Raw genomic sequence first — 19,997 nt, forward strand, 5'->3', positions numbered from 1 at the left:
AGGAAAAAATATGTCTCTGGTCGAAGAACAGGTTAAAGCGGGGGCGAGCGCGGCCCCTTCGTCCTTACTGGACGAAATCATGGCGCAGGCGCGTATCACCCCAGTCGATGAGGGTTACAGTGTCGCCAAACAGGGCGTCGCCGCCCTGATCGCCAACATTCTGGACAGCGGTACCACTTCAGATCCGGTCAACAAGGCGCTGGTGGACAGCATGATTGTCGAGCTCGACAAGAAGCTGAGCAAGCAGATGGACGTCATCCTGCACGCCAAAGAGGTGCAGGAGCTGGAATCTTCCTGGCGTTCGCTCAAGCTGCTGGTGGATCGCACCGATTTTCGTGAAAACATCAAGATCCAGGTGTTGCATGCGACCAAGGAAGAGCTGCTGGAAGATTTCGAGTTCTCCCCCGAGATCACCCAGTCCGGCCTCTACAAGCATGTCTACTCGACCGGCTACGGCCAGTTTGGTGGCCAGCCCATTGGTACCGTGATCGGTGACTATGCCTTCACCCACAGTTCTCCCGACATCAAGTTGATGCAATACGTCAGCGCAGTCGGTGCCATGGCACACGCCCCCTTCATCTCCTCCGTCGCCCCGGCTTTCTTTGGCGTGGACAGCTTCACCGATCTGCCGTCCATCAAGGATCTCAAGTCGGTCTTCGAAGGCCCGGCCTACACCAAATGGCGTTCGCTGCGTGAATCGGAAGATGCCCGCTATCTGGGGCTGACCGCACCGCGTTTCCTGGCCCGTCTGCCTTACGATCCGACCGAGAACCCCATCAAGGGCTTCAACTATCAGGAAGACATCAGCTCGGATCACGATCACTACCTCTGGGGCAACACCGCCTACCTGATGGGGACTTCCCTGACCGACAGCTTCGCCAAGTACCGTTGGTGCCCGAACATCATAGGTCCCCAGAGCGGTGGCGCCATCCAGGATCTGCCGGTGCATGTCTATGAGGCCATGGGCCAGCTGCAGGCGAAGATCCCGACCGAGGTGCTGATCACCGATCGTCGTGAATATGAGCTGTCGGAAGAGGGCTTCATCACCCTGACCATGCGCAAAGACAGCGACAATGCGGCCTTCTTCTCCGCCAACTCGGTGCAAAAGCCCAAGGTGTTCCCGAACACCAAGGAAGGCAAGGAAGCTGAAACCAACTACAAGCTGGGTACCCAGCTGCCCTACATGTTCATCATCAATCGCCTGGCCCACTACATCAAGGTGTTGCAGCGCGAGCAGATCGGCTCCTGGAAGGAGCGTCAGGATCTTGAGCGTGAACTGAACGGCTGGATCAAGCAGTACGTGGCCGATCAGGAAAACCCGCCGGCAGACGTGCGTAGCCGCCGCCCGCTGCGTGCCGCCCAGATCAAGGTGCTGGACGTGGAAGGCGAGCCGGGCTGGTATCAGGTCGCCATGGCCGTGCGCCCGCACTTCAAGTACATGGGCGCCAGCTTCGAGCTGTCTCTGGTGGGTCGTCTGGACAAGGAATAATGCCCGATGCCGTATCTCTCTTCCTGGGATAGAGGAAATGCGGCCAGTCTGTTTGACAGGATCCGGGGGGAGGGGCTGGCCTCTTCCCCCCAATCGGACGTTGAGGAGCTGATCGATTCGGTCAAACGACAGCTCGATCAGATCCTCAACACCCGTCCCGGCAATTGTCGCAGTGCCCCCGAGCTGGGTGTCATCGATCTCAATGACGCCACTCAGGGCAGTGCCGACATCAAGGGGCGGATCCGTGAGGCGATCCGGCAATGCATCCGTCGCTATGAGCCGCGGATCATTCACGTGGATGTCCGTTCACCCGACTATCAATCGAGCCCGCTCGAGATGTCGTTTCAGGTGACGGCACACGTGAGACTGGATCACATCGAACAGGTTACCTCGTTCAACGTCCATATGGACAGCCACCGTCACTACCGCATGGTCTGATCAATGTCGCTGGAACATTACTTCAGGGATGAACTGGCATTTTTGCGCCTGCAAGGGCGCGAATTTGCCGATGCCTATCCCGAACTCACCCGTTTCCTGTCGGAGCAAAATACCGATCCGGACGTGGAGCGCCTGCTGGAAGGCTTCGCGTTTCTCACCGGCAATCTGCGCGCCAAGATCGAGGATGAGTTCCCCGAGCTGACCCACGGTCTGCTCAATATGCTCTGGCCCAACTATTTGCGCCCCGTGCCCAGCATGACCATCATGCAGTTCTCGGTCATTCCGGGTGCCATCACCCAGCCGGCGCTGGTCAAGCAGGGTTGTCAACTCGACAGCCTGCCCATCGACGAAGTGACCTGTCACTTCCAGACCAGCCACGATGCCTGGATCTACCCGGCCGATATCCGCCATATCGCCTCCCAGAGTGGCAACGATCTCTCCACCATCTCGCTGGATATCGCCCTGCATGCCCCCTTGCCGCTAAGCGAGCTGCAGCTGGACAAGCTGCGTTTCTTCCTCGGTGGCGACAGCTATACCGCCTATGAGCTCTATTTCTGGCTCTCCAACCAGCTCTCTCATATCGAGCTGGAGATCGACGGCAAGCGCTTTCGCCAGGAGGCCAAGGCACTCAAGCCCATCGGCTTCGAGCGCGACGACGCCCTGCTGCCCTATCCGAACAACGTCTATTCCGGCTACCGGATCCTGCAAGAGTATTTCTGCTTCCCGGAGAGTTTTCTGTTCTTCGAGCTCTCCGGCGGTGACTGGCCGAAGCAACCCCTGCCGGTCAGCGAGTTCAAGATCCACTTCTGTTTCGACCGGCCCCTGCCGGCGGAGCTCAAGATCCGGCCCGACTCCTTCATGCTCAACTGCGTGCCGGCCATCAACCTGTTCCAGCACGACAGTGAGCCGGTCAACCTCAACGGCCGTCAGGCCGAGTACCCCCTCAAGGCGAGTTACCGCCACGCGGACAGCTTCGAGATCTTCTCGGTCGACGAGGTCGAAGGCTGGGTGGAGGGCAACCTGGGCCGCTCCCGCGGCACGCCACGCATCTATCAGCCGTTCGAGAGTTTCCAGCACCAGATCGAGCGGGCCAAGCACCGCCTGGCGCTCTACTACCGGGTGCGGGTCAGGGAGGCGGTCAGTGGCGACGGCTTCGAGCATCAGCTCTCCTTCGTGCGGGGGGACGAGACCACCACCGTCGATCTCGATGAATCCATCTCGGTCACCCTGACCTGCACCAACCGTTCCCGCGCCGCCGCCCTCAAGGTTGGCAACATCTGCGTGCCGACTGGCAGTTCGCCCTCGTTTGCCACCTTCCGCAATCTGATCCGGCCGACCCGGCCATTGCGCCCGGCACTGGATGGCAGCCTGCACTGGACCCTCATCTCCAACCTGTCCCTCAACTATGTCTCCCTGCTGCGTCGCGATGCCCTGGTGCAGGTGCTGCGCACCTATGACTTCCCGGCGCTGCACGACAAGCAGGCCGAGCAGGCCTCGCGCAAGCGGCTGGCGGGGATCGAGGAGATCGAGACCACCCCGGTCGACCGGTTGGTGCGCGGCATGCCGGTGCGCGGACTCAAGTCTGTGCTCTCCATCCGCCAGTCCGCCTTTGGCAGCGAAGGGGAGCTCTACCTGTTCAGTACAGTGCTGGCCCACTTCTTCTCGCTGTATGCCAGCGTCAATGCCTTCCACCTGCTTGAGGTGGTCAATCTCGACAACAAGGAGCGTTACCAGTGGCCAGTCCAGATCGGTCAGCACTCCCTGATGTGACGTCCGCCAGGGACGCCCCCCGCTTCAATTTCTTCCAGCTGGTCGAGTTGCTCAACCGGCTGGACGGCACCGATCAGGAGCGGGGGCTCGATCATCTGCCGGGCGATGAAGGGATCCGCTTCAAGGCGACCGCCTCCCTCGGCTTCCCCACCAGCGACGTGCTGCAGATAGGCAAGGATGGCAAGGGGCGTCATGAGCTGGAGGTGGCCTTCCTCGGCCTGCACGGCAGCCAGTCTCCCATGCCCGGCTATTACCTTGACTCGCTGGCCTGGGAGTACGCCCAGGGTGAGCAGAAGCTCGGCCTGTTTCTGGACTTCTTCCACCACCGCCTGCTGACCCTGCTGCACCGGATCTGGCGCAAGTACCGCTACCACGTGCGCTTTCAGGACAACGGTGAGGATGGATTCTCCCGCCTGATGTTCGCCCTGGTGGGGCTGGGTAACGAGGCGGTCTGCCGCAGCCTGCCGGTCAACCGCGCCAAGATGCTCTCCTACGCCGGCATGCTGGCCAGCCCCAGCCGCTCCCCCGAGGTGGTGGCCGGCCTGGTGGCGCACTGTTTCGATCTGGCGGATGTGACGGTCAGCGCCTGGCAGTGGCGCCGGGTGTCCATCCATCAGGATCAGCAGAACCGACTGGGCAGCGCCTGCGCCACTTTGGGGGATGACTTCGTCATCGGCGACAAGGTGAACGATTGTGCGGGCAAGTTTTTATTGAAGATCAACAACCTGAGTTTTGGGCAGTTTCTCGGGTTTCTCCCGAACGGAGAGCATTTCCACGCCCTGGTGACCTTTGTCTCCTTCATCCTGCGCGACCAATTGGCCTGGGATCTGCGGCTTGGCTTCGGCCAGGAGCAGGCCAAAGGGCTGAGGTTGGGGGAGGAGCAGAGTGCGCGCCTGGGCTGGAGTACCTTTCTCGGTCAGCCGCCGAGTGAGCCGTTCGTGACCATTTGTGTGCAGGAGTGAATGTGGACGACTTTAACCAGCAACTTTCCCTGGTGGTGCTCAACAGCGAGCAGCTCGATGGCAACCAGCAGGTGCAATACCGCTTCGATGAGATGGGCGGCTCCCTCGGGGCCTCCGAACAGGATGACTGGCAGCTGCGCGACAGGTTGGGGGCGGTTATGCCGGCCCACGCCCGAGTCGAGCTCCATGACGGTCGCTTCTGTCTGTGCGATCTGAGCGGTCAGACCTATATCAACGGTGCGACCTCACCCATAGGGCGGGCCCGCAAGGTGCATCTGGAGCAGGGGGACGAGCTGATCGTCGGTCCGTTCCGACTGCGCGCCTACCTGGGGGCCATCTCGGCCGAGCAGAGCCTGCAGCAGGTGCTGGGCAACCGTCCCTCCGAGCAGCTGGACGAGTGGCTGAGCGGGGAGGCGCATCGGCCGAGCCAGGACGATCCGCGCGCCCTGGCCGTCGATCCCTTGCTGGCGCTGCAGCATGAGCGCAACCCCCTGACCCCGCTGGTCGATCCCCGTCGCCAGAGCGACTTCCACCCGCAACCGGATATGGAACATCCGTCCCTGTCCCCCTTTTCTGCCGTCGAGGACACCATGAACCAAGAATTTCTGGATATGCCCACCATCGAGAACCATCCCGATTACGCCCATCCGCTGGAGGGGGTCGATCACGTCGCACTGACGCCCTTGATGCGCGGGCTGGGTCAGCCGTTGCAGTTGCAAGATACCCAGCAGGCCCACGACATGCTCGAAGAGATGGGCAAGACGGTACGCGCCATGGTGGAAGGCTTGCTGAAACTGCAAAGCGATCAGGCGGCGCTGGCGGACCGGCACCTGCGTCCCATCGAGGACAACCCGCTGCGGCTCGGGCTCGACTATGACGAGACCCTGGCGGTGATGTTTGCCGAGCAGAAGAGCCCGGTGCACCTGACCGCCCCGGCGGCGGTGGCCGAGAGCCTGCGCAACGTGCGTATCCATCACGTCGCGAATCAGCAGGCCATAGGCGCGGCGCTCGACAGCATACTGCAGGCCTTCTCGCCGGATGCGCTGCTCGGCCGCTTCGAGCACTACCGCCGCACCGGTACCCCGGGCATGGCCGACGAGGGCTGGGCCTGGAACATGTACCAGCACTACTACCGCGAGCTCACCTCTGCCCGCCAGCAAGGGTTCGACAAGCTGTTCCATCAGGTCTATGCCCAGGCATACGACCAGGCCGTGCGTCAGCAACAGGGACTGATTTGATGATACGTGCGCTGATGCTGGGGGCCTGTCTGTTGGCCCTGGCAGCTTGTACCACCATGGGCAAGATGGCTGATGTGGCCATGGATCCGGATATCCAGGTGGGCAGCAATGACGATCAACCCTCGACTCTGGGGCTGAGCCTGCTGGCCGAGCCGGACGTCAATCCCAACGGCAGCGGGGAGGCGGCACCAATCGAGTTCCAGGTGCTGCTGCTGGCCGAGGATTCCAAGCTGCTCGCCACCGATTACGACCAGGTGACCGAGGACGTGGAGAAGGCCCTTGGCAAGAACTACCTGGATCATCAGGACTACACCCTGCTGCCGGGCCAGTTCAAGTACCTGCCCCCCATCAAGCTCGACGAGAAGACCCGCTACATCGGGGTGATCGCCCGCTATGCCGATCCGGACAGCGCCGAGTGGCGCAAGGTCATCAAGGTCAAGAGCCTGGGCCGAGCCTATCAAATTCTGGTTCATCTGCGTCTGGATGAAGTAGAGCTGCAACAAGAAGAAGAATAACCATGTCGAGTCGAAATCGGGTTATCTGGCGTGAGGGGCTGTTCATCAAGCCCCAGCACTTCCAGCAACAACAAAGACATTCGGAGTACGCGCTGCACGCTCGCCTGAGTGCGCTCAGCGACTATTTCTACGGGCTGCAGACGCTCGTCATCAACGAGGATTACCTGGGGTTCGGCCGCATCGCCCTGGTGGGGGCCACCGGCATCCTGCCCGATGGCACCGTCTTCAATATTCCGAACGACGATGTGCTGCCGACTCCCCTCGAGATCACCGACGCCTCGGTGGCGAACCAGAAGGTCTATCTGGCGCTGCCGCTCTCGGTGAGCGGGGTCAACGAGGTCAACCAGGGTGGCCAGGTAGCCACCCGGCTGCAGGCCCATCGCCACGATGTGCGGGATCTGCACAGCGAGGGGGGGGACGTGGTCTCCCTCGAGGTGGGACGGGTCAGTCTGCGGCTGATGCTGGAGCGCGAGGATCGCAGCGCCTACGCGTCGCTGGCCATCGCCCGCATCCTGGACAAGCGCCCGGACGGCGGCCTGGTGCTGGATCCCAACTTCATGCCCTGCAGCATCAGCGTGTCGGCCATCCCGACCCTCAAGCGCTTCCTCGGCGAGTCGGCGGGTCTGGTGGCCGAGCGGGCGCGCAGCCTCTCCCAACGCATCGCCGCCCCCGGTCAGCAGGGGGTCGCCGATGTGGCTGAGTTCATGATGCTGCAACTGCTCAACCGGGCCCAGCCCCAGCTGTCCCACCTCTCGCGTCTAGGCACCCTGCACCCGGAGCGGCTGCACGAGGCGCTGGTGCAGCTGTGCGGCGAGCTGATGACCTTCACCGATGAGTCCCGCCTGCCGCCGGAGTTTGCCGCCTATCGTCACGACGATCAGCAGGTTAGCTTCGAGCCGGTGATGCTGGCCCTGCGCCAGGCCCTCAGCACTGTGCTGTCGCCGCGCGCCGTCTCCATCCAGCTGCGCAAGCACCAGTACGGCGTCATGGTGGCCGTGGTGGGGGAGAGCGAGCTGATGCAAAGCGCCGACTTCGTGCTGGCGGTGCGGGCCCGCATGCCCCAGGAGCAGTTGCGCAAGCAGCTGCTGCAGCAGACCAAGGTGGCCTCCAGCGACAAGATCCGCGAGCTCATCAGCCTGCAACTGCCTGGCATTCCGCTGCTGCCGCTGCCGGTGGCGCCGCGCCAGCTGCCCTATCACGCCGGTTACAGCTACTTCCAGCTCGACAGGCAGAGCCCGGCCTGGCAGATGCTGGCGGTGGGCAACACGCTCGCCTTCCACATCGCCGGCGATTTCCCCGAGCTGGACATGCAGCTCTGGGCCATCCGTAGCCAGTGATCGCACCAAGGAAACAAGCAGAGATGACCACGGACATTATCAAGAACGAGCAACTCAGCGATCTGCTGTTCGATCATGCCGAGCAGCTGGACATGGATTCGGACTATTGGTTCCGCCTGCGCGGCCAGAGCATCAACCCCATGATCGATGCGGTGACCCCCTTGCTGGGGCTGGTGCAGCGGGTACGGCTGCTCTCCCGCCACGATCGGGTGCCCGAGCTCTACCAGCGGGTGGTGACCGAGATCCAGGCCATAGAGCAGGAGCTGATGGCCCAGGGTTACGAGAACGGAGTGGTGCTCTCGTTTCGCTACATACTGTGCACCTTCATCGACGAGGCCGTGATGGGCCGCGACTGGGGCAGCCAGAGCGAATGGTCTGAGCACTCATTGCTGACCCGTTTCCACAACGAGACCTGGGGCGGGGAGAAGGTGTTCGTGCTGCTGGCCCGCCTGCAGGAAGACCCGGTGCGCTATCGTGACATCCTGGAGTTCATCTATCTGTGCCTCTGCCTCGGCTTCGAGGGGCGCTACAAGGTGATGAGCCAGGGCCAGGGCGAGTTCGAGCGCATCGTCAAGCAGTTGCACAAGCAGCTCTCCCCCGAGGCGAGCGGGGAGGCGCCCAGCGTGTTTCACCTGGACCTTGGCCGTCAGGCCTCCCGCTATCAACTGCGCAAGCAGATATCCCTGCGCAGCCTGTTCATGGGCGGCGCCCTGATCCTGGCCATCATCTTTGGCCTCTATCACCACCAACTCAATAACCAGACCCAGGACGTGCTGCGTCAACTGGGCGAATTATTAAAATAACTGTCTGAGGAGAGCACGCCTTGATTCGTATAGAGCTACCGGTACTGGTGGAAAGACTGAACCCCATCTGTCGTCACATGCTGGAGGAGGCTGCGGCCCTCTGCGTCAACCATCAGGGGGCCGAGATCCGCATCGAGCACCTGCTGCTGAAGATGCTGGATACTCCCTTGTCCGATGTGCGCCAGATCCTCAAGCGGGCCGAGGTGGAGGTCGAGGAGCTAAAAACTCTGCTGCAACCCTCCCATGCCGACAGCGGCTATGGCCAGGGTTATCCCTCCTTCTCGCCGCTGCTGGTGGAGTGGCTGCAAGACAGCTGGCTGCTGGCCTCCGCCGAGCTGCAACATGCGCAGCTGCGCAGCGGCGTCATGCTGCTGGTGCTGCTGATGACCCCCCAGCGTTACCTGCCAGGCTCGGTGACCCGGCTGCTGGCCAACGTCAACCGCGAGCTGCTGCGCCAGCAGTTCGATGAGTGGGTGAAAGAGTCTGCCGAGACCCAGGTGACCGTCTCCGCCGGTGGCACCGCCAGCCAGGGCGCTCTGCCGGCCGATGCCAGCCTGCTGGCCCGTTTCACCGTCAACGTGACCGAGCAGGCCCGTCAGGGCAGTCTGGACCCAGTGCTGTGCCGGGATCACGAGATCGATCTGATGATCGACATCCTCTCCCGCCGTCGCAAGAACAACCCCATCGTCGTGGGAGAGGCCGGGGTCGGCAAGAGCGCCCTCATCGAGGGGCTGGCGCTGCGCATAGTGGCGGATCAGGTGCCCGAGAAGCTGCGAAGCGTCGAGCTGATGACGCTGGATCTCGGCGCCATGCAGGCCGGCGCCTCGGTCAAGGGGGAGTTCGAGAAACGCTTCAAGGGGGTGATGCAGGAGGTGAAAGACGCGGTGCGTCCGGTCATCCTGTTCATCGACGAGGCCCACACCCTGATCGGGGCCGGCAATCAGGCCGGCGGGCTGGATGTCTCCAACTTGATCAAACCCGCCCTGGCCCGGGGTGAACTGCGCACCATAGCCGCCACAACCTGGGGCGAGTACAAGAAATACGTGGAGAAAGACGCCGCCCTGTCGCGTCGCTTCCAGCTGGTGAAGGTGGGTGAGCCCTCGGCCTCTGAGGCGACCGTGATCCTGCGCGGCCTGCGCAGTATCTATGAGAAGGCCCACGGGGTGCTGATCGACGAAGAGGCGCTGCAGGCCGCCGCCCAACTCTCCGCCCGTTACATCTCCGGCCGGCAGCTGCCGGACAAGGCGATCGACGTGCTCGACACCGCCTGTGCCCGGGTCGCCATCAACCTGACCACGCCGCCGCGCGCCGTCAGCCATTTGCAAAACGAGCTGCGCCAGCGTGAGCTGGAGATCCGTCAGCTGGAGCGCCAGAGCCTGATCGGCCTGGGTGACAACGTCGAGCGGCTGGCCGAGCTGCAGGCCGCTCAGCAGCGCTGCCGCGAGACCCTGCGCGAGCAGGAATCCCAGTGGCAGCAACAGCAGGGGCTGGTACAGCAGATCGTCGAGCTGCGCGCCGCCCTGCTGGCCGAAGAACAGGGCGAGGCGCTGGACCTTGCCGATGCGCCGCTGGATCCCCAGGCCGCCGCCGAGGCGCTGGCCGGGCTCGAGCGCGAGCTGGCCGCCCTGCAGCAGGGGGCCGTGCTGGTCTCGGCCCACGTCGACAAGACCCAGGTCGCGGCGGTGATCGCCGAGTGGACCGGGGTGCCCCTCAATCGCATCTCCCAGGGGGAGCTGGACGTGGTGACCCGGCTGCCGGAGTATCTCGGCTCCCTCATCAAGGGGCAGGATGTGGCGGTGGCCCATCTGCACAAGCACCTGCTGACCGCTCGCGCCGACCTGCGCCGTCCGGGTCGCCCTCTTGGCGCCTTCCTGCTGGTGGGGCCGAGCGGGGTCGGCAAGACCGAGACCGTGTTGCAGATTGCGGAGCTGATGTTTGGCGGGCGCCAGTACCTCACCACCATCAACATGTCCGAGTATCAGGAGAAGCACACCGTCTCCCGCCTGATCGGGTCTCCTCCCGGCTATGTCGGCTTCGGTGAAGGCGGCGTGCTGACCGAGGCCATTCGTCAGAAGCCCTACTCAGTGGTGCTGCTGGACGAGGTGGAGAAGGCCCACCCGGACGTGCTGAACCTCTTCTACCAGGCATTCGACAAGGGTGAGCTGGCGGACGGAGAAGGGCGTCTCATCGACTGCAAGAACGTGGTGTTCTTCCTCACCTCCAACCTGGGCTTCCAGACCATAGTCGATCATGCGCAGCAGCCAGAGGCGCTGCTCGATGCGCTCTATCCCGAGCTGGCCGCCTTCTTCAAGCCGGCGCTGCTGGCGCGGATGGAGGTGATCCCCTACCTGCCGCTCGGCCACGACAGCCTGATCGAGATCGTGGGAGGCAAGCTCGACCGGCTGGTCAAGCTGCTCAAGGAGCGTTTCGGTGCCGAGGTGGTGCTGGAAGACGAGGTGGCCGAGGAGATACTGCGCCGCGCCAATCGCAGCGAGAACGGGGCCCGCATGCTGGAATCCGTCATCGACGGGGCCCTGCTGCCACCGGTCTCGCTGCAGTTGCTGCAACGGCTGGCCGCCGGTGAGCCCATCAGCCGGGTGCGATTCAGCGTGGCCGAACAGCAGTTCGTGGCCGAGGTGGAGGGCTGAACATGGAACAAGCCCTCGCCTTCGCCCTCGCACTGACGCAGCAGCGCGACGAGCCGCACCTGTGCCACTGGTGGGCCTCGACCCTGCATGCCAGCTTCCAGCCCAAGGGGCTCCTGCTCGGCCTGCTGGATGTGAGCGGCCGCCAGCTGGAGTGTCAGGGCTGGGTCAAGGGGCAGGCCGTGTCGCTGGCGCTGGCGGTGGATGATTTCTCCCACCCGCTGGCCTATGTGCTGCACAAGGCCCAGTCCCGTACCTGGGACTCCCTCCATGGCGGGGCGCGCATCGAGCACGCCGCCTTTCGCGCACTGCTGGCCAACCTCGGCCAGCAGTGCGGCCTGCACGCCTTCCCCCTCAACGATGGCAATGGCAAGCCGTTCGCCGTGCTGGCCATGATGGACGATGCCGAGCGGCTGCAGGAGTGGGTGACCCGTCCCGAGCTGGCCCAGTTGTCCCAGGTGTTTTGCAACCAGCTCACCCTCATCCGCGATCTGGGCCGCAGTCGCCGGGATCAGAGCGTGCTGCGCGACTCCCTGCGTCAGATGAAGGGGGAGGGGCAGATCAAGCGCCAATACGAGAAGCTGCTGGCCGATCAGCTGATCGGTCAGTCGGCGGTGATCCGCGGGTTGCGCGAACAGATAAGCCTGGCGGGTCAGCACAAGCTGACCGTGCTCATCCAGGGGGAGACCGGCAGTGGCAAGGAGGTGGTCGCCCGGCTGGTGCATCAATGCTCAGATCGTGCCGGCAAACCCTTCGTCGCCATCAACTGCGCCGCCATCCCGGAGAACCTGATCGAGAGCGAGCTGTTCGGTTATCAGAAGGGGGCCTTCTCCGGCGCCCTGTCCAACAAGGCCGGGCTGGTGGCCCAGGCCAACGGCGGCACCCTGTTTTTGGATGAGGTGGGCGACATGCCCGCCGCCATGCAGGCCAAGCTGCTGCGGGTGCTCGAGACCCGCAGCTACCGGCCGCTCGGTGCCGAGCAGGAGAGCCACTCCGATTTTCGCCTCATCGCCGCGACCCATCAGCCTCTCAGTCGTCACGTGGAGGAGGGCCAGTTCCGGGCCGATCTCTATCACCGCCTCTGCCAGTGCCTGCTGCTGATCGCCCCCCTGCGCGAGCACATGGATGACGTGCCCATGCTGTGCCAGCACTTCATGGCCCAGTTTGCCGAGCAGGATGGCAAGGCGCTCGGCGGCTTGCATCGCAAGTTCCTGAAGCAGCTGCAGAGCTATGACTTCCCCGGCAACGTGCGCGAGCTGCGCAACCTCTTGGAGGTGGCCTGCGCCCACACCCGCCACGGCGAGGAGGTGCTGCTGGAGGCGTTGCCCCCCGAGCTCAGGGAGCGGGTCTGCGTCGAGCTGTCGGGCTATCTCGACGACTACAACCATATCCGGGATCTGCGCCGCGCCATGCAGCAGTACGAGGCCTCGGTCATCGAGGCCAGGCTGCGCCATTTCCAGGGTAACCGCATGTTGGTGGCCGAGAGTCTGAACATTCCCAAGCGCACCCTGGATCACAAGTGCCAGAAACTGGAGGTGAACTGATGAGCGTCCTCGGCCTCTTGCCGCTGCTGCTGGCCGCCGGCAGTGCGGCGCCGCAGCCGGACATGAGCGGTTGGCAGCAGTGCCGGCGCGAGCCATCCCCGCTGATCCGGCTGGCCTGCTACGACGCCCTCGGCGGCGCTGCCGACTCGGTGCCGGACGGCGGGGTGGCCAAGTCTGCCGCCTGGCAGGGGATCTGGGATCAGGAGCTGGCCCGCACTCCCGAAAGCCCGCCCTTCCTGCTGCAAAGCGATCCCGCTCGTGGCAGCGAGACCCTGACCCGCCCGGCCCTGCGCGGGGCGACGCTGGCCATAGGTTGTGTCGACAGCATCACCCACATCCGGCTGCGGCTGGATGCGCCCTGGGTCGGCGAGGGAGTGCAGCTTGAGCTCGACGGCTCGCCCAGCAACAGCGCCCAGAGCTGGTTCATCCGGGATCGGGGGCTGCTGCTGGAATACGGCCGCGGCCTGCCGGCCATCGAGGAGCTCAAGCGCTGGTTGGGCCATCGCGAGCTGCAGGTGCGGGCCGACAACGGCGCCCTGCTGCGGGTCGACTTGAGCGGCCTGAAAGAGGCGCTGGCCCCGCTGCGTCAGCAGTGTCGCTGGTAGGGGGCGCCATGAGCTATCGACACCCCTGGTGTGCCCGCCTGCTGAGCAGCCTGCCGGATGAACAGATAAGAGGCGCCGTGCTGGCCGATGAGCCGCGCTGGGACTATGTGGAGACCGAGCTGGTCAAGCTGGGATCCTTGGCCCACAGCCAGGTGGATCTCAACGCGGTGGCGGAGGCCTGCCTCGGCCTGCTGGAGAGCCGCACCAAGGACATGCGGGTGCTGGCCCAGCTGCTGCGCTGCCTGCAACACCCGGCCAAGGCGACCCCCATGGGGGCCGCGCTCAGCCTGCTAGAGGCCTGGGTCAGCGCCTATTGGCTCTTGGCCTGGCCCGGTAACGGGAGCCAGAAACAGCGGCTGATGGTGCAGATCGTCAAGCGTTTCGAGGGCGCCCTGCCGCGGGTGAGCGAGGGTGCCTCGGCGGCCGAGCTGGCCCAGCTGCTGGCCCAGGCCGAGCAGCTGGAAGCCTGCTGGCTGGCCCAGTGCCCGGACAAGGGCGAGCTGCTCGATCCTCTGCTGATGGGGCTGAAGCGGGCCCAGCGCCAGCAGGTGGCCCAGGCGCAGGCCGATCGGGGCGAGCCCTCTGGTGCGGCGAGCGCTCATGCCAACCAGGTTGCTGCGAGTGGCGCCATGGTGCTCAGTGGCGGCGCCAAGAGCGTTGGCATCGAGCTCGACAGCTCCAACGACAGGGCCTGGCGACAGACCCAGCTCAAGGTGGCACAACTGCTGATCGAGCGGCAGCCGGAGGCGGCGGTGGGCTATCGCCTGCGTCGCCACGCCATCTGGGCCGGGATCACCACACCCCCCATGAGCGGCCCGGGCCATAAAACCCAGCTGGCACCCATGTCGGTGGACATGGTGGACGAATACCGCGCCGCCATGGCCGCCCCGGATCTGGCGCTCTGGCAGCGGATCGAGCAGAGCCTGACCCTGGCGCCCTACTGGTTCGAGGGGCATCGCCTCTCGGCCAAGGTGGCGGACAAGCTCGGGTTTGGCGCGCCGGCTCTGGCCATCGCCCAGGAGCTCGAGAGCTTCTTGCTGCGGCTGCCTGCCCTGCGGGAGCTCGGCTTCAGCGATGGCAGCCCCTTTCTCACCCCGGAGTGCGGCCGCTGGCTGCAACCCGCCAGGGGCGGGGCGGGGGGCGAGGGGGCGTCCAGCCTGGCAGAAGAGATAGCCCAGCGACACGGGGAGCAGGGGGTGGCCGCGGCCCTGGCCCTGCTGGATGAACGGATGGCGCAGTTGAAGGAGCCAAGAGCCCGCTTCCATGCCCAGTTGGTGCAGGCGGAGCTGTTGGCGCAGGAAGGCATGAATTCGCTGGCTCGCCAGCACTATCAACACTTGTGGCAAGAGGCCAGTCGCCTTGGATTGGCGCAATGGGAACCTGGATTGGTCAGCCGTCTGGAACACCAGGCGGCCCCGCTGTCGAAATGAGTCATTGAGTCGGAGTTGAATCACAATCTTATGTTCAAGACCATCTTTACCTTTCTGCGGCAACAGCTGCCGAAATTGAAACCCTCCTGGCCCCTGCTCGGCGCGGTGCTCTGGGTCGTCGCCCTGATCCTGGTGTGGTGGCTCGGCCCCCGCCTCGAGATCCGGGAGGCCAAGCCGCTCGAGCCGCTGTGGGGGCGGGTGGTATTCACCCTGCTGTGGCTCTGGCTGCTGCTGGGTATCCTCTCTTGGCGCATGTGGCGCAAGATGCAGCAGCTCAAGGCCGAGCGCCAGCACGAGGTCGTGCTGGAGCAGGATCCGGTGAAGGGGCTGCTCGATCGGCAGGCGCTGTTCCTCGGCCGCTGGTTGCAGGCACTCAACGAACACCTGGGCAAGGGGGCGCTCTACGCCATGCCCTGGTACCTGGTGCTGGGCTTGCCCGGCAGCGGCAAGAGCAGCCTGATCCACCGCGCCAACCCGGCCAACAAGCTCAATCCCAGGCTCGACACCGAGCTGCGGGACGTGGCGCAGGATCAGCTGATCGACTGCTGGCTGGGGGAGCAGGCGGTGATGCTGGATCCCGCCGGTGAGCTGCTGTCTCAATCCGAACCCGAGCTGGACCCGCTGGCGCGCAAGCACGAGCGGCTCTGGCTGCACCTGCTGAACTGGCTCAGTGAACACCGTCGCCGTCAGCCCCTCAACGGCCTGGTGCTGACCGTGGATCTGGCCTGGCTCTCCCACGCCAGCGTGGCCGAGCGCAAGGCCTATGCCCAGCTGATGCGCTCCCGCCTGCAGGAGGTGTCGGCCACCATGAACACCCGCTTGCCGCTCTATGTCACCTTCACCAAGCTGGATCTGCTGCGTGGTTTCGATGTGGTGTATGAGCAGCTCGACAAGGAGGCCCGCGAGGCCGTGCTGGGGGTGACCTTCAACCCGGCCGACGGCCAGGGCGACAGCTGGCAGCAGGAGCTGGCTCTGTTCTGGGATCAGTGGGTCGACAACCTCAACCAGAACCTGCCCGAGCTGATGCTGGCCAGGCTGGATGCCGCCCAGCGCAGTGCGCTGTTCTCCTTCGTGCGCCAGCTGGCGGGGCTGAAGGACTATGTGACCAGCCTGCTCGACGAAACCCTGGCCATCGAGGAGAGCAAGCCGCTGCTGGTGCGCGGCGTCTACATCAGCTCCGTCTACCAGCAGGGGGTGCCGTTCGATGCGTTCGCCCAGGCGGCCTCCCGTCGCTACAACCTGCCTGAGCCCATTTACTCGGCCCTGCGCGGGGAGTCCAACACCTATTTCGTGCGCAAGCTGTTCTCCTCCATCATCTTCCCCGAGGCCCATCTGGCCGGGGAGAACCGGCTGCATACCCTCTACCGCCGCCGTCGCATGGCCATCGGCCTTGGGTGCCTGTCGCTGTTCTCGGCGCTCCTCATCGGTGGTTGGCACCATTTCTATCGGGTCAACGAAGAGGCCGGTCGCAACGTGCTGACCAAGGCGCAGGCCTTCACCCAGACCAACGAGCTGGCCGATGAGCACGCCTTCGGGGTGAGCCAGTTGCCACGGTTGAACCTGATTCGCGAGGCGACCCTCTCCTTTGGCAACTACCGCGAGCGTACCCCGCTGGTGGCGGATCTCGGCCTCTATCAGGGAGACGAAATCGGCCCCTATGTGGAAGGCTCCTACCTGCAACTGCTGAGCCTGCGCTTCCTGCCCGCCCAGATGCAGGGGCTGCTGGAGGATCTCGAGCAGGCGCCGGCCGGCAGCGAGGAGAAGCTCTCCATCCTGCGGGTGATGCGGATGCTGGACGATGCCTCGGGTCGCAACAAGGATCTGGTGGAGCAGTACATGGCGAGCCGCTGGCAGCAGGCCTTCCCGGGTCAGGGGGCGGTGCAGGAGCAGTTGATGGGTCACCTCGACTATGCCCTCGATCACACCGACTGGTACGGCGCCCGGGGGGCGCGGGATCAGGCCGCCATCACCGCCTTCGTGCCGTTCAAGGAGCCGGTCTATGGCGCCCAGCGCGAGCTTGGCAAGTTGCCCATGTATCAGCGGGTCTACCAGAACCTGGTGGTGAAGGCGGGCGATGTGTTGCCGCCGGATCTCAACGTGCGCGACGAGGTGGGGCCGACCTTCGACACCGTCTTCACCCTGCGCAGTGAGAATGCCGGCCAGGTGCCGCGTCTGCTCACCTACCCCGGGTTCAGCGACTTCTTCCTCAAGCAGGACAAGGCGCTGATCGACTTGACCGCCATGGATGCCTGGGTGCTGGGCCAGCGCAAGCTGAGTCAGCTGAGCGAGGCCGACCGCAAGGAGATCACCCGTCAGGTCAACGAGCGTTATGTCACCGATTACGTCAACCAGTGGCAAAAACTGCTCACCAACCTGGACGTGCAACCCCTCGAGAGCCCGGAGCAGGCGCTGGATGTGCTGACCGCCATCACCGGCAACGATCAGCCGTTCCAGCGGGTGCTGGCGGCGCTCGATGACAACACCCGGATCCGCAAGCTCTCCGACGTGGAAGGGGATCCGGCGCAGGCCATCACAGCCCGCATCGGACGTCCCTTCCTGGCCACCAATGCCGCCCTCGGCGGGCGTGGCGAGCAGGGCCCGCTCATCCAGGAGGTCAACCAGAAGCTGGTGGAGTTGCAGCACTACCTGGAGCTCATCGTCAACGCCACCGAGCCGGGTCAGTCGGCGCTCAAGGCGGTCCAGTTGCGGCTGACCAACAAGTATGCCGATCCTGTCTTCGCCCTGCAGCAGTACGCCCGTGGCCTGCCGGCCCCGCTGGACCGCTGGGTGGGGCAGCTCTCCGATCAGAGTTCGCGGCTGGTGATCGATCTCGCCATGTCGTCCCTCAATCAGGAGTGGCAGGACAAGGTGCTGGCGCCGTTCAACAGCCAGCTGGCCGGTCGCTATCCGTTCGAGCCCGGCTCCGCCAAGGATGTGCCCCTGTCCGAGATGGAGCGCTTCTTCGCCCCGAACGGCACCCTGGACAGCTTCTATCAGCTCAATCTCAAGCCCATGGTGGAGAGCGGCCTGATGGAAGGGGAGTTCAGCTCGCCGATGCAGGCAGAGCTGGTGAAGCAGCTCGACCGCGCGGCGCGCATCCGCCAGATCTTCTTCAGCCAGCAGGGCAACCTGGAGGTGCAGTTCGCCCTCGAGCCCATCGAGCTCACCGCCAACAAGCGGCGCAGCGTGCTGAACCTGGACGGCCAACTGCTGGAATACGCCCACGGTCGGCGCACCAAGATCCCGCTGGTGTGGCCCAACACCATGCGTGACGGTGCCGAGAGCAAGATCACCCTGGTGCCGGCGGCTCGGGAGCGCTCACCGCGCAGCGAAGGCTTCGTCGGACCCTGGGCCATGTTCCGGCTGATGGACAAGGGTGAGCTGACTCAGGTCAACGAGGCCACCTTCGATGTGCGCTTCCCGGTGGATCAGGGGGCCATGACCTATCGCGTCTATACCGACAGCGCGCAGAACCCCTTCACCGGCGGCCTGTTCAGCCAGTTCAGATTGCCTGAATCCCTTTATTGATGATGTCGGGGGCACCTTGTGCCCCCGCAGTGTTGGAAGCCCATATGTCAAATAACCAGCAAGGCCAGCAGGCGCTGAAAGTGGGGCGCGACCCCAGGATGTTGCCGGAGTATGAGGCGCTGCGCAGCGAGATCAACAAGCTCAGCCACGCCTCCCGTCCCGAGGTGGACTGGTCCAAGATCCATCAGCTCGCGAGCCTTATCTTCGAGAAACACGGGGTGGATCTGCAGACCGCCATCTACTTCACCCTGGCGCGATCCCGTCTGCAGGGGTTGAGCGGCTTCACCGAAGGCTGCGAGTTTCTGGCCAACCTGATCGTGACCCAGTGGGAGAGCTTCTGGCCGCCGGTGCACCAGGAGCGGGCCCGCATCGAGATGCTGGACTGGTTCATCGCCCGCATCAGCGACGTGATCCGCCAGTACCAGATAAGCCATGAGGACAAGCGCCTGGTCTACCGCTGTGAGCGGGCGCTGCAGCTCATCAGCGAGAAACTGCACAACGCGGGCTTGAGCCGCATTCCGCGGGTCGAGAATCTGGTGCACTTCATCGAGGGTTACACCCACCTGTTCGATGAGGCCGAGATCGTCATCGTCTCCGATGAGCCGGGCCTCAAGGAGGAGCTGCAGATCCCGCCCATGGTGTTCTTCAAGTCTGACATGGATCAAGACGGCGCCACCTCTGCTTCGGCCACGCCGCATCTGCCCCAGGGCAGCATACTGATCGGTCGCGAGAAGGGGCAGGTCAAACCGACGGTGCTCAAGATTGAGCAACACCGCAGGCAGCGGCCCGCCTGGTTCTGGTTTGGCTGCGGCCTGCTCAGCTGCGCCCTGCCGGCGATGGCCTGGCTCGGCTGGCAACATCAGCAGCAGGAGAAAACGCAGGCCGCCCAGCGCCTGCAGCAACCGGCCGCCGAGCTGCCACGGGCGCTCAGCTATGACGATATCCGCCAGGCCCGCATCGTGCTGGGGGAGCAGGCCCTGCAGGGGATGGAGAGCGAGCTGGTGGCGCGCTATCAGAGCCAGCTTGCCCGGCTGGAGCAGACCTCGCCGCTCTACTGGTATCACTATGGGGAGGGGTTGCGCAGCTCGCTGCAGATGCTCTATCCCGATTCGTTGGCGGTCAAGGCGCTGGACAAGCAGTGGCAGACGGCGTTGGCCAGTCAGCAGGGAGATGCCATCGGCGTGCCGACCTATCTGGATGCCCGCGCCGGGGTGGATGCCCTGCTCGAACAGCTGCTGGAGCTGGAGCGTCAGCGCAAGACGGTCACCATCTCCTACCTGAAATCCCAGCTCTATGAGGTGCAGAAGAACCTGATGCAGGGCATCCCGTTCAGCCTGCGTTTGAGCGAGCTGGAGGCGAGAAAAGCGGCGCAGGAGCCCATCACTGCGGCGGATCTGAAGGGGTTGGAGAGCGATCTGAAGGCGCTAAATATCCGCCTCTACCAGCTGCAGCAAGGCGATGGCGGCAGCTGATCATGCTGTCTTGAGCAATGGGTTGCGCAAGATGTAGCGGGATTGACTATGAGGGCAAGGTTTTGCCACATCCTCACGCTGTCTCGTGCAACCTGTTGCAGCAGTCTTCGCCGCTGGCATGGTACCTTCTCATAAGATGCTGATTTAAAACAATATTACTGCATAATTTGCATTGGCATAGAGGCTGCTGGGCTGCCACCCCAAAGTGTATTCAGGCCCAT

The 19,997-nt window shown here is 64.2% G+C and carries 14 protein-coding genes; all 14 read left to right on the forward strand.

What is annotated here, in order from left to right:
- Positions 1–10 precede the first annotated feature (10 nt).
- Genes tssC through AACW18_RS06625 form a run of 14 tightly spaced genes read left to right on the forward strand, consistent with a single transcriptional unit; the run spans position 11 to position 19,776 of the window.
- Entirely contained in the window at positions 11–1,489 is a 1,479-nt protein-coding gene (gene tssC, locus AACW18_RS06560; protein ID WP_218292115.1) for a type VI secretion system contractile sheath large subunit, read from the forward strand.
- Between the two features lie 6 nt (positions 1,490–1,495).
- Positions 1,496–1,927 (forward strand): type VI secretion system baseplate subunit TssE, encoded by a 432-nt coding sequence (gene tssE, locus AACW18_RS06565; RefSeq protein ID WP_042653488.1) that lies wholly within the window; start codon positions 1,496–1,498, stop codon positions 1,925–1,927.
- A 3-nt stretch (positions 1,928–1,930) separates the two neighbouring features.
- Positions 1,931–3,697, forward strand: a complete 1,767-nt coding sequence (gene tssF / locus AACW18_RS06570; protein WP_042653489.1) for a type VI secretion system baseplate subunit TssF — start codon at positions 1,931–1,933, stop codon at positions 3,695–3,697.
- Positions 3,661–4,659 (forward strand): type VI secretion system baseplate subunit TssG, encoded by a 999-nt coding sequence (gene tssG / locus AACW18_RS06575; RefSeq protein WP_042653751.1) that lies wholly within the window; start codon positions 3,661–3,663, stop codon positions 4,657–4,659. The genes tssF and tssG overlap by 37 nt, the downstream gene beginning before the upstream one ends.
- A 2-nt stretch (positions 4,660–4,661) precedes the next feature.
- Complete coding sequence (gene tagH, locus AACW18_RS06580; RefSeq protein WP_042653490.1) at positions 4,662–5,897, forward strand: type VI secretion system-associated FHA domain protein TagH; 1,236 nt, start codon at positions 4,662–4,664, stop codon at positions 5,895–5,897.
- A complete protein-coding gene (tssJ, locus tag AACW18_RS06585; RefSeq protein WP_163156594.1) occupies positions 5,897–6,412 on the forward strand; it encodes a type VI secretion system lipoprotein TssJ in 516 nt (171 codons plus the stop codon). The genes tagH and tssJ overlap by 1 nt, the downstream gene beginning before the upstream one ends.
- 2 nt (positions 6,413–6,414) lie before the next feature.
- Complete coding sequence (gene tssK / locus AACW18_RS06590; RefSeq protein ID WP_042653492.1) at positions 6,415–7,749, forward strand: type VI secretion system baseplate subunit TssK; 1,335 nt, start codon at positions 6,415–6,417, stop codon at positions 7,747–7,749.
- A 23-nt stretch (positions 7,750–7,772) separates the two neighbouring features.
- Positions 7,773–8,552: a type IVB secretion system protein IcmH/DotU gene (icmH, locus tag AACW18_RS06595; protein ID WP_168234846.1), complete on the forward strand. Its 780-nt coding sequence runs from the start codon at positions 7,773–7,775 to the stop codon at positions 8,550–8,552.
- A gap of 20 nt (positions 8,553–8,572) precedes the next feature.
- Entirely contained in the window at positions 8,573–11,200 is a 2,628-nt protein-coding gene (gene tssH / locus AACW18_RS06600) for a type VI secretion system ATPase TssH (protein ID WP_218388147.1), read from the forward strand.
- Positions 11,201–11,202: 2 nt separating this feature from the next.
- Entirely contained in the window at positions 11,203–12,741 is a 1,539-nt protein-coding gene (locus AACW18_RS06605) for a sigma-54 interaction domain-containing protein (RefSeq protein WP_218388148.1), read from the forward strand.
- Complete coding sequence (vasI, locus tag AACW18_RS06610) at positions 12,741–13,346, forward strand: type VI secretion system-associated protein VasI (RefSeq protein WP_218327956.1); 606 nt, start codon at positions 12,741–12,743, stop codon at positions 13,344–13,346. Before AACW18_RS06605 ends, vasI begins: the two co-directional genes overlap by 1 nt.
- Positions 13,347–13,354: 8 nt before the next feature.
- Positions 13,355–14,776, forward strand: coding sequence for a type VI secretion system protein TssA (gene tssA, locus AACW18_RS06615; protein ID WP_218388149.1), 1,422 nt, complete (start codon positions 13,355–13,357; stop codon positions 14,774–14,776).
- A 30-nt stretch (positions 14,777–14,806) separates the two neighbouring features.
- On the forward strand, positions 14,807–18,304 hold the full coding sequence (gene tssM / locus AACW18_RS06620) for a type VI secretion system membrane subunit TssM (RefSeq protein WP_218388361.1): 3,498 nt from the start codon (positions 14,807–14,809) through the stop codon (positions 18,302–18,304).
- Positions 18,305–18,348: 44 nt separating this feature from the next.
- On the forward strand, positions 18,349–19,776 hold the full coding sequence (locus AACW18_RS06625) for a VasL domain-containing protein (RefSeq protein ID WP_218388150.1): 1,428 nt from the start codon (positions 18,349–18,351) through the stop codon (positions 19,774–19,776).
- The last annotated feature ends 221 nt before the right edge of the window (positions 19,777–19,997 follow it).

The sequence above is a fragment of the Aeromonas sp. sia0103 genome (genome assembly GCF_963895295.1).
Classification (GTDB): Bacteria; Pseudomonadota; Gammaproteobacteria; order Enterobacterales; family Aeromonadaceae; genus Aeromonas; species Aeromonas encheleia.

Coding starts and splice junctions, on each gene's coding strand:
- tssC (WP_218292115.1), top strand. CDS start 11: ATGTCTCTGGTCGAAGAACAGGTTAAAGCGGGGGCGAGCGCGGCCCCT.
- tssE (WP_042653488.1), top strand. CDS start 1,496: ATGCCGTATCTCTCTTCCTGGGATAGAGGAAATGCGGCCAGTCTGTTT.
- tssF (WP_042653489.1), top strand. CDS start 1,931: ATGTCGCTGGAACATTACTTCAGGGATGAACTGGCATTTTTGCGCCTG.
- tssJ (WP_163156594.1), top strand. CDS start 5,897: ATGATACGTGCGCTGATGCTGGGGGCCTGTCTGTTGGCCCTGGCAGCT.
- tssK (WP_042653492.1), top strand. CDS start 6,415: ATGTCGAGTCGAAATCGGGTTATCTGGCGTGAGGGGCTGTTCATCAAG.
- icmH (WP_168234846.1), top strand. CDS start 7,773: ATGACCACGGACATTATCAAGAACGAGCAACTCAGCGATCTGCTGTTC.
- AACW18_RS06605 (WP_218388148.1), top strand. CDS start 11,203: ATGGAACAAGCCCTCGCCTTCGCCCTCGCACTGACGCAGCAGCGCGAC.
- vasI (WP_218327956.1), top strand. CDS start 12,741: ATGAGCGTCCTCGGCCTCTTGCCGCTGCTGCTGGCCGCCGGCAGTGCG.
- tssA (WP_218388149.1), top strand. CDS start 13,355: ATGAGCTATCGACACCCCTGGTGTGCCCGCCTGCTGAGCAGCCTGCCG.
- tssM (WP_218388361.1), top strand. CDS start 14,807: ATGTTCAAGACCATCTTTACCTTTCTGCGGCAACAGCTGCCGAAATTG.
- AACW18_RS06625 (WP_218388150.1), top strand. CDS start 18,349: ATGTCAAATAACCAGCAAGGCCAGCAGGCGCTGAAAGTGGGGCGCGAC.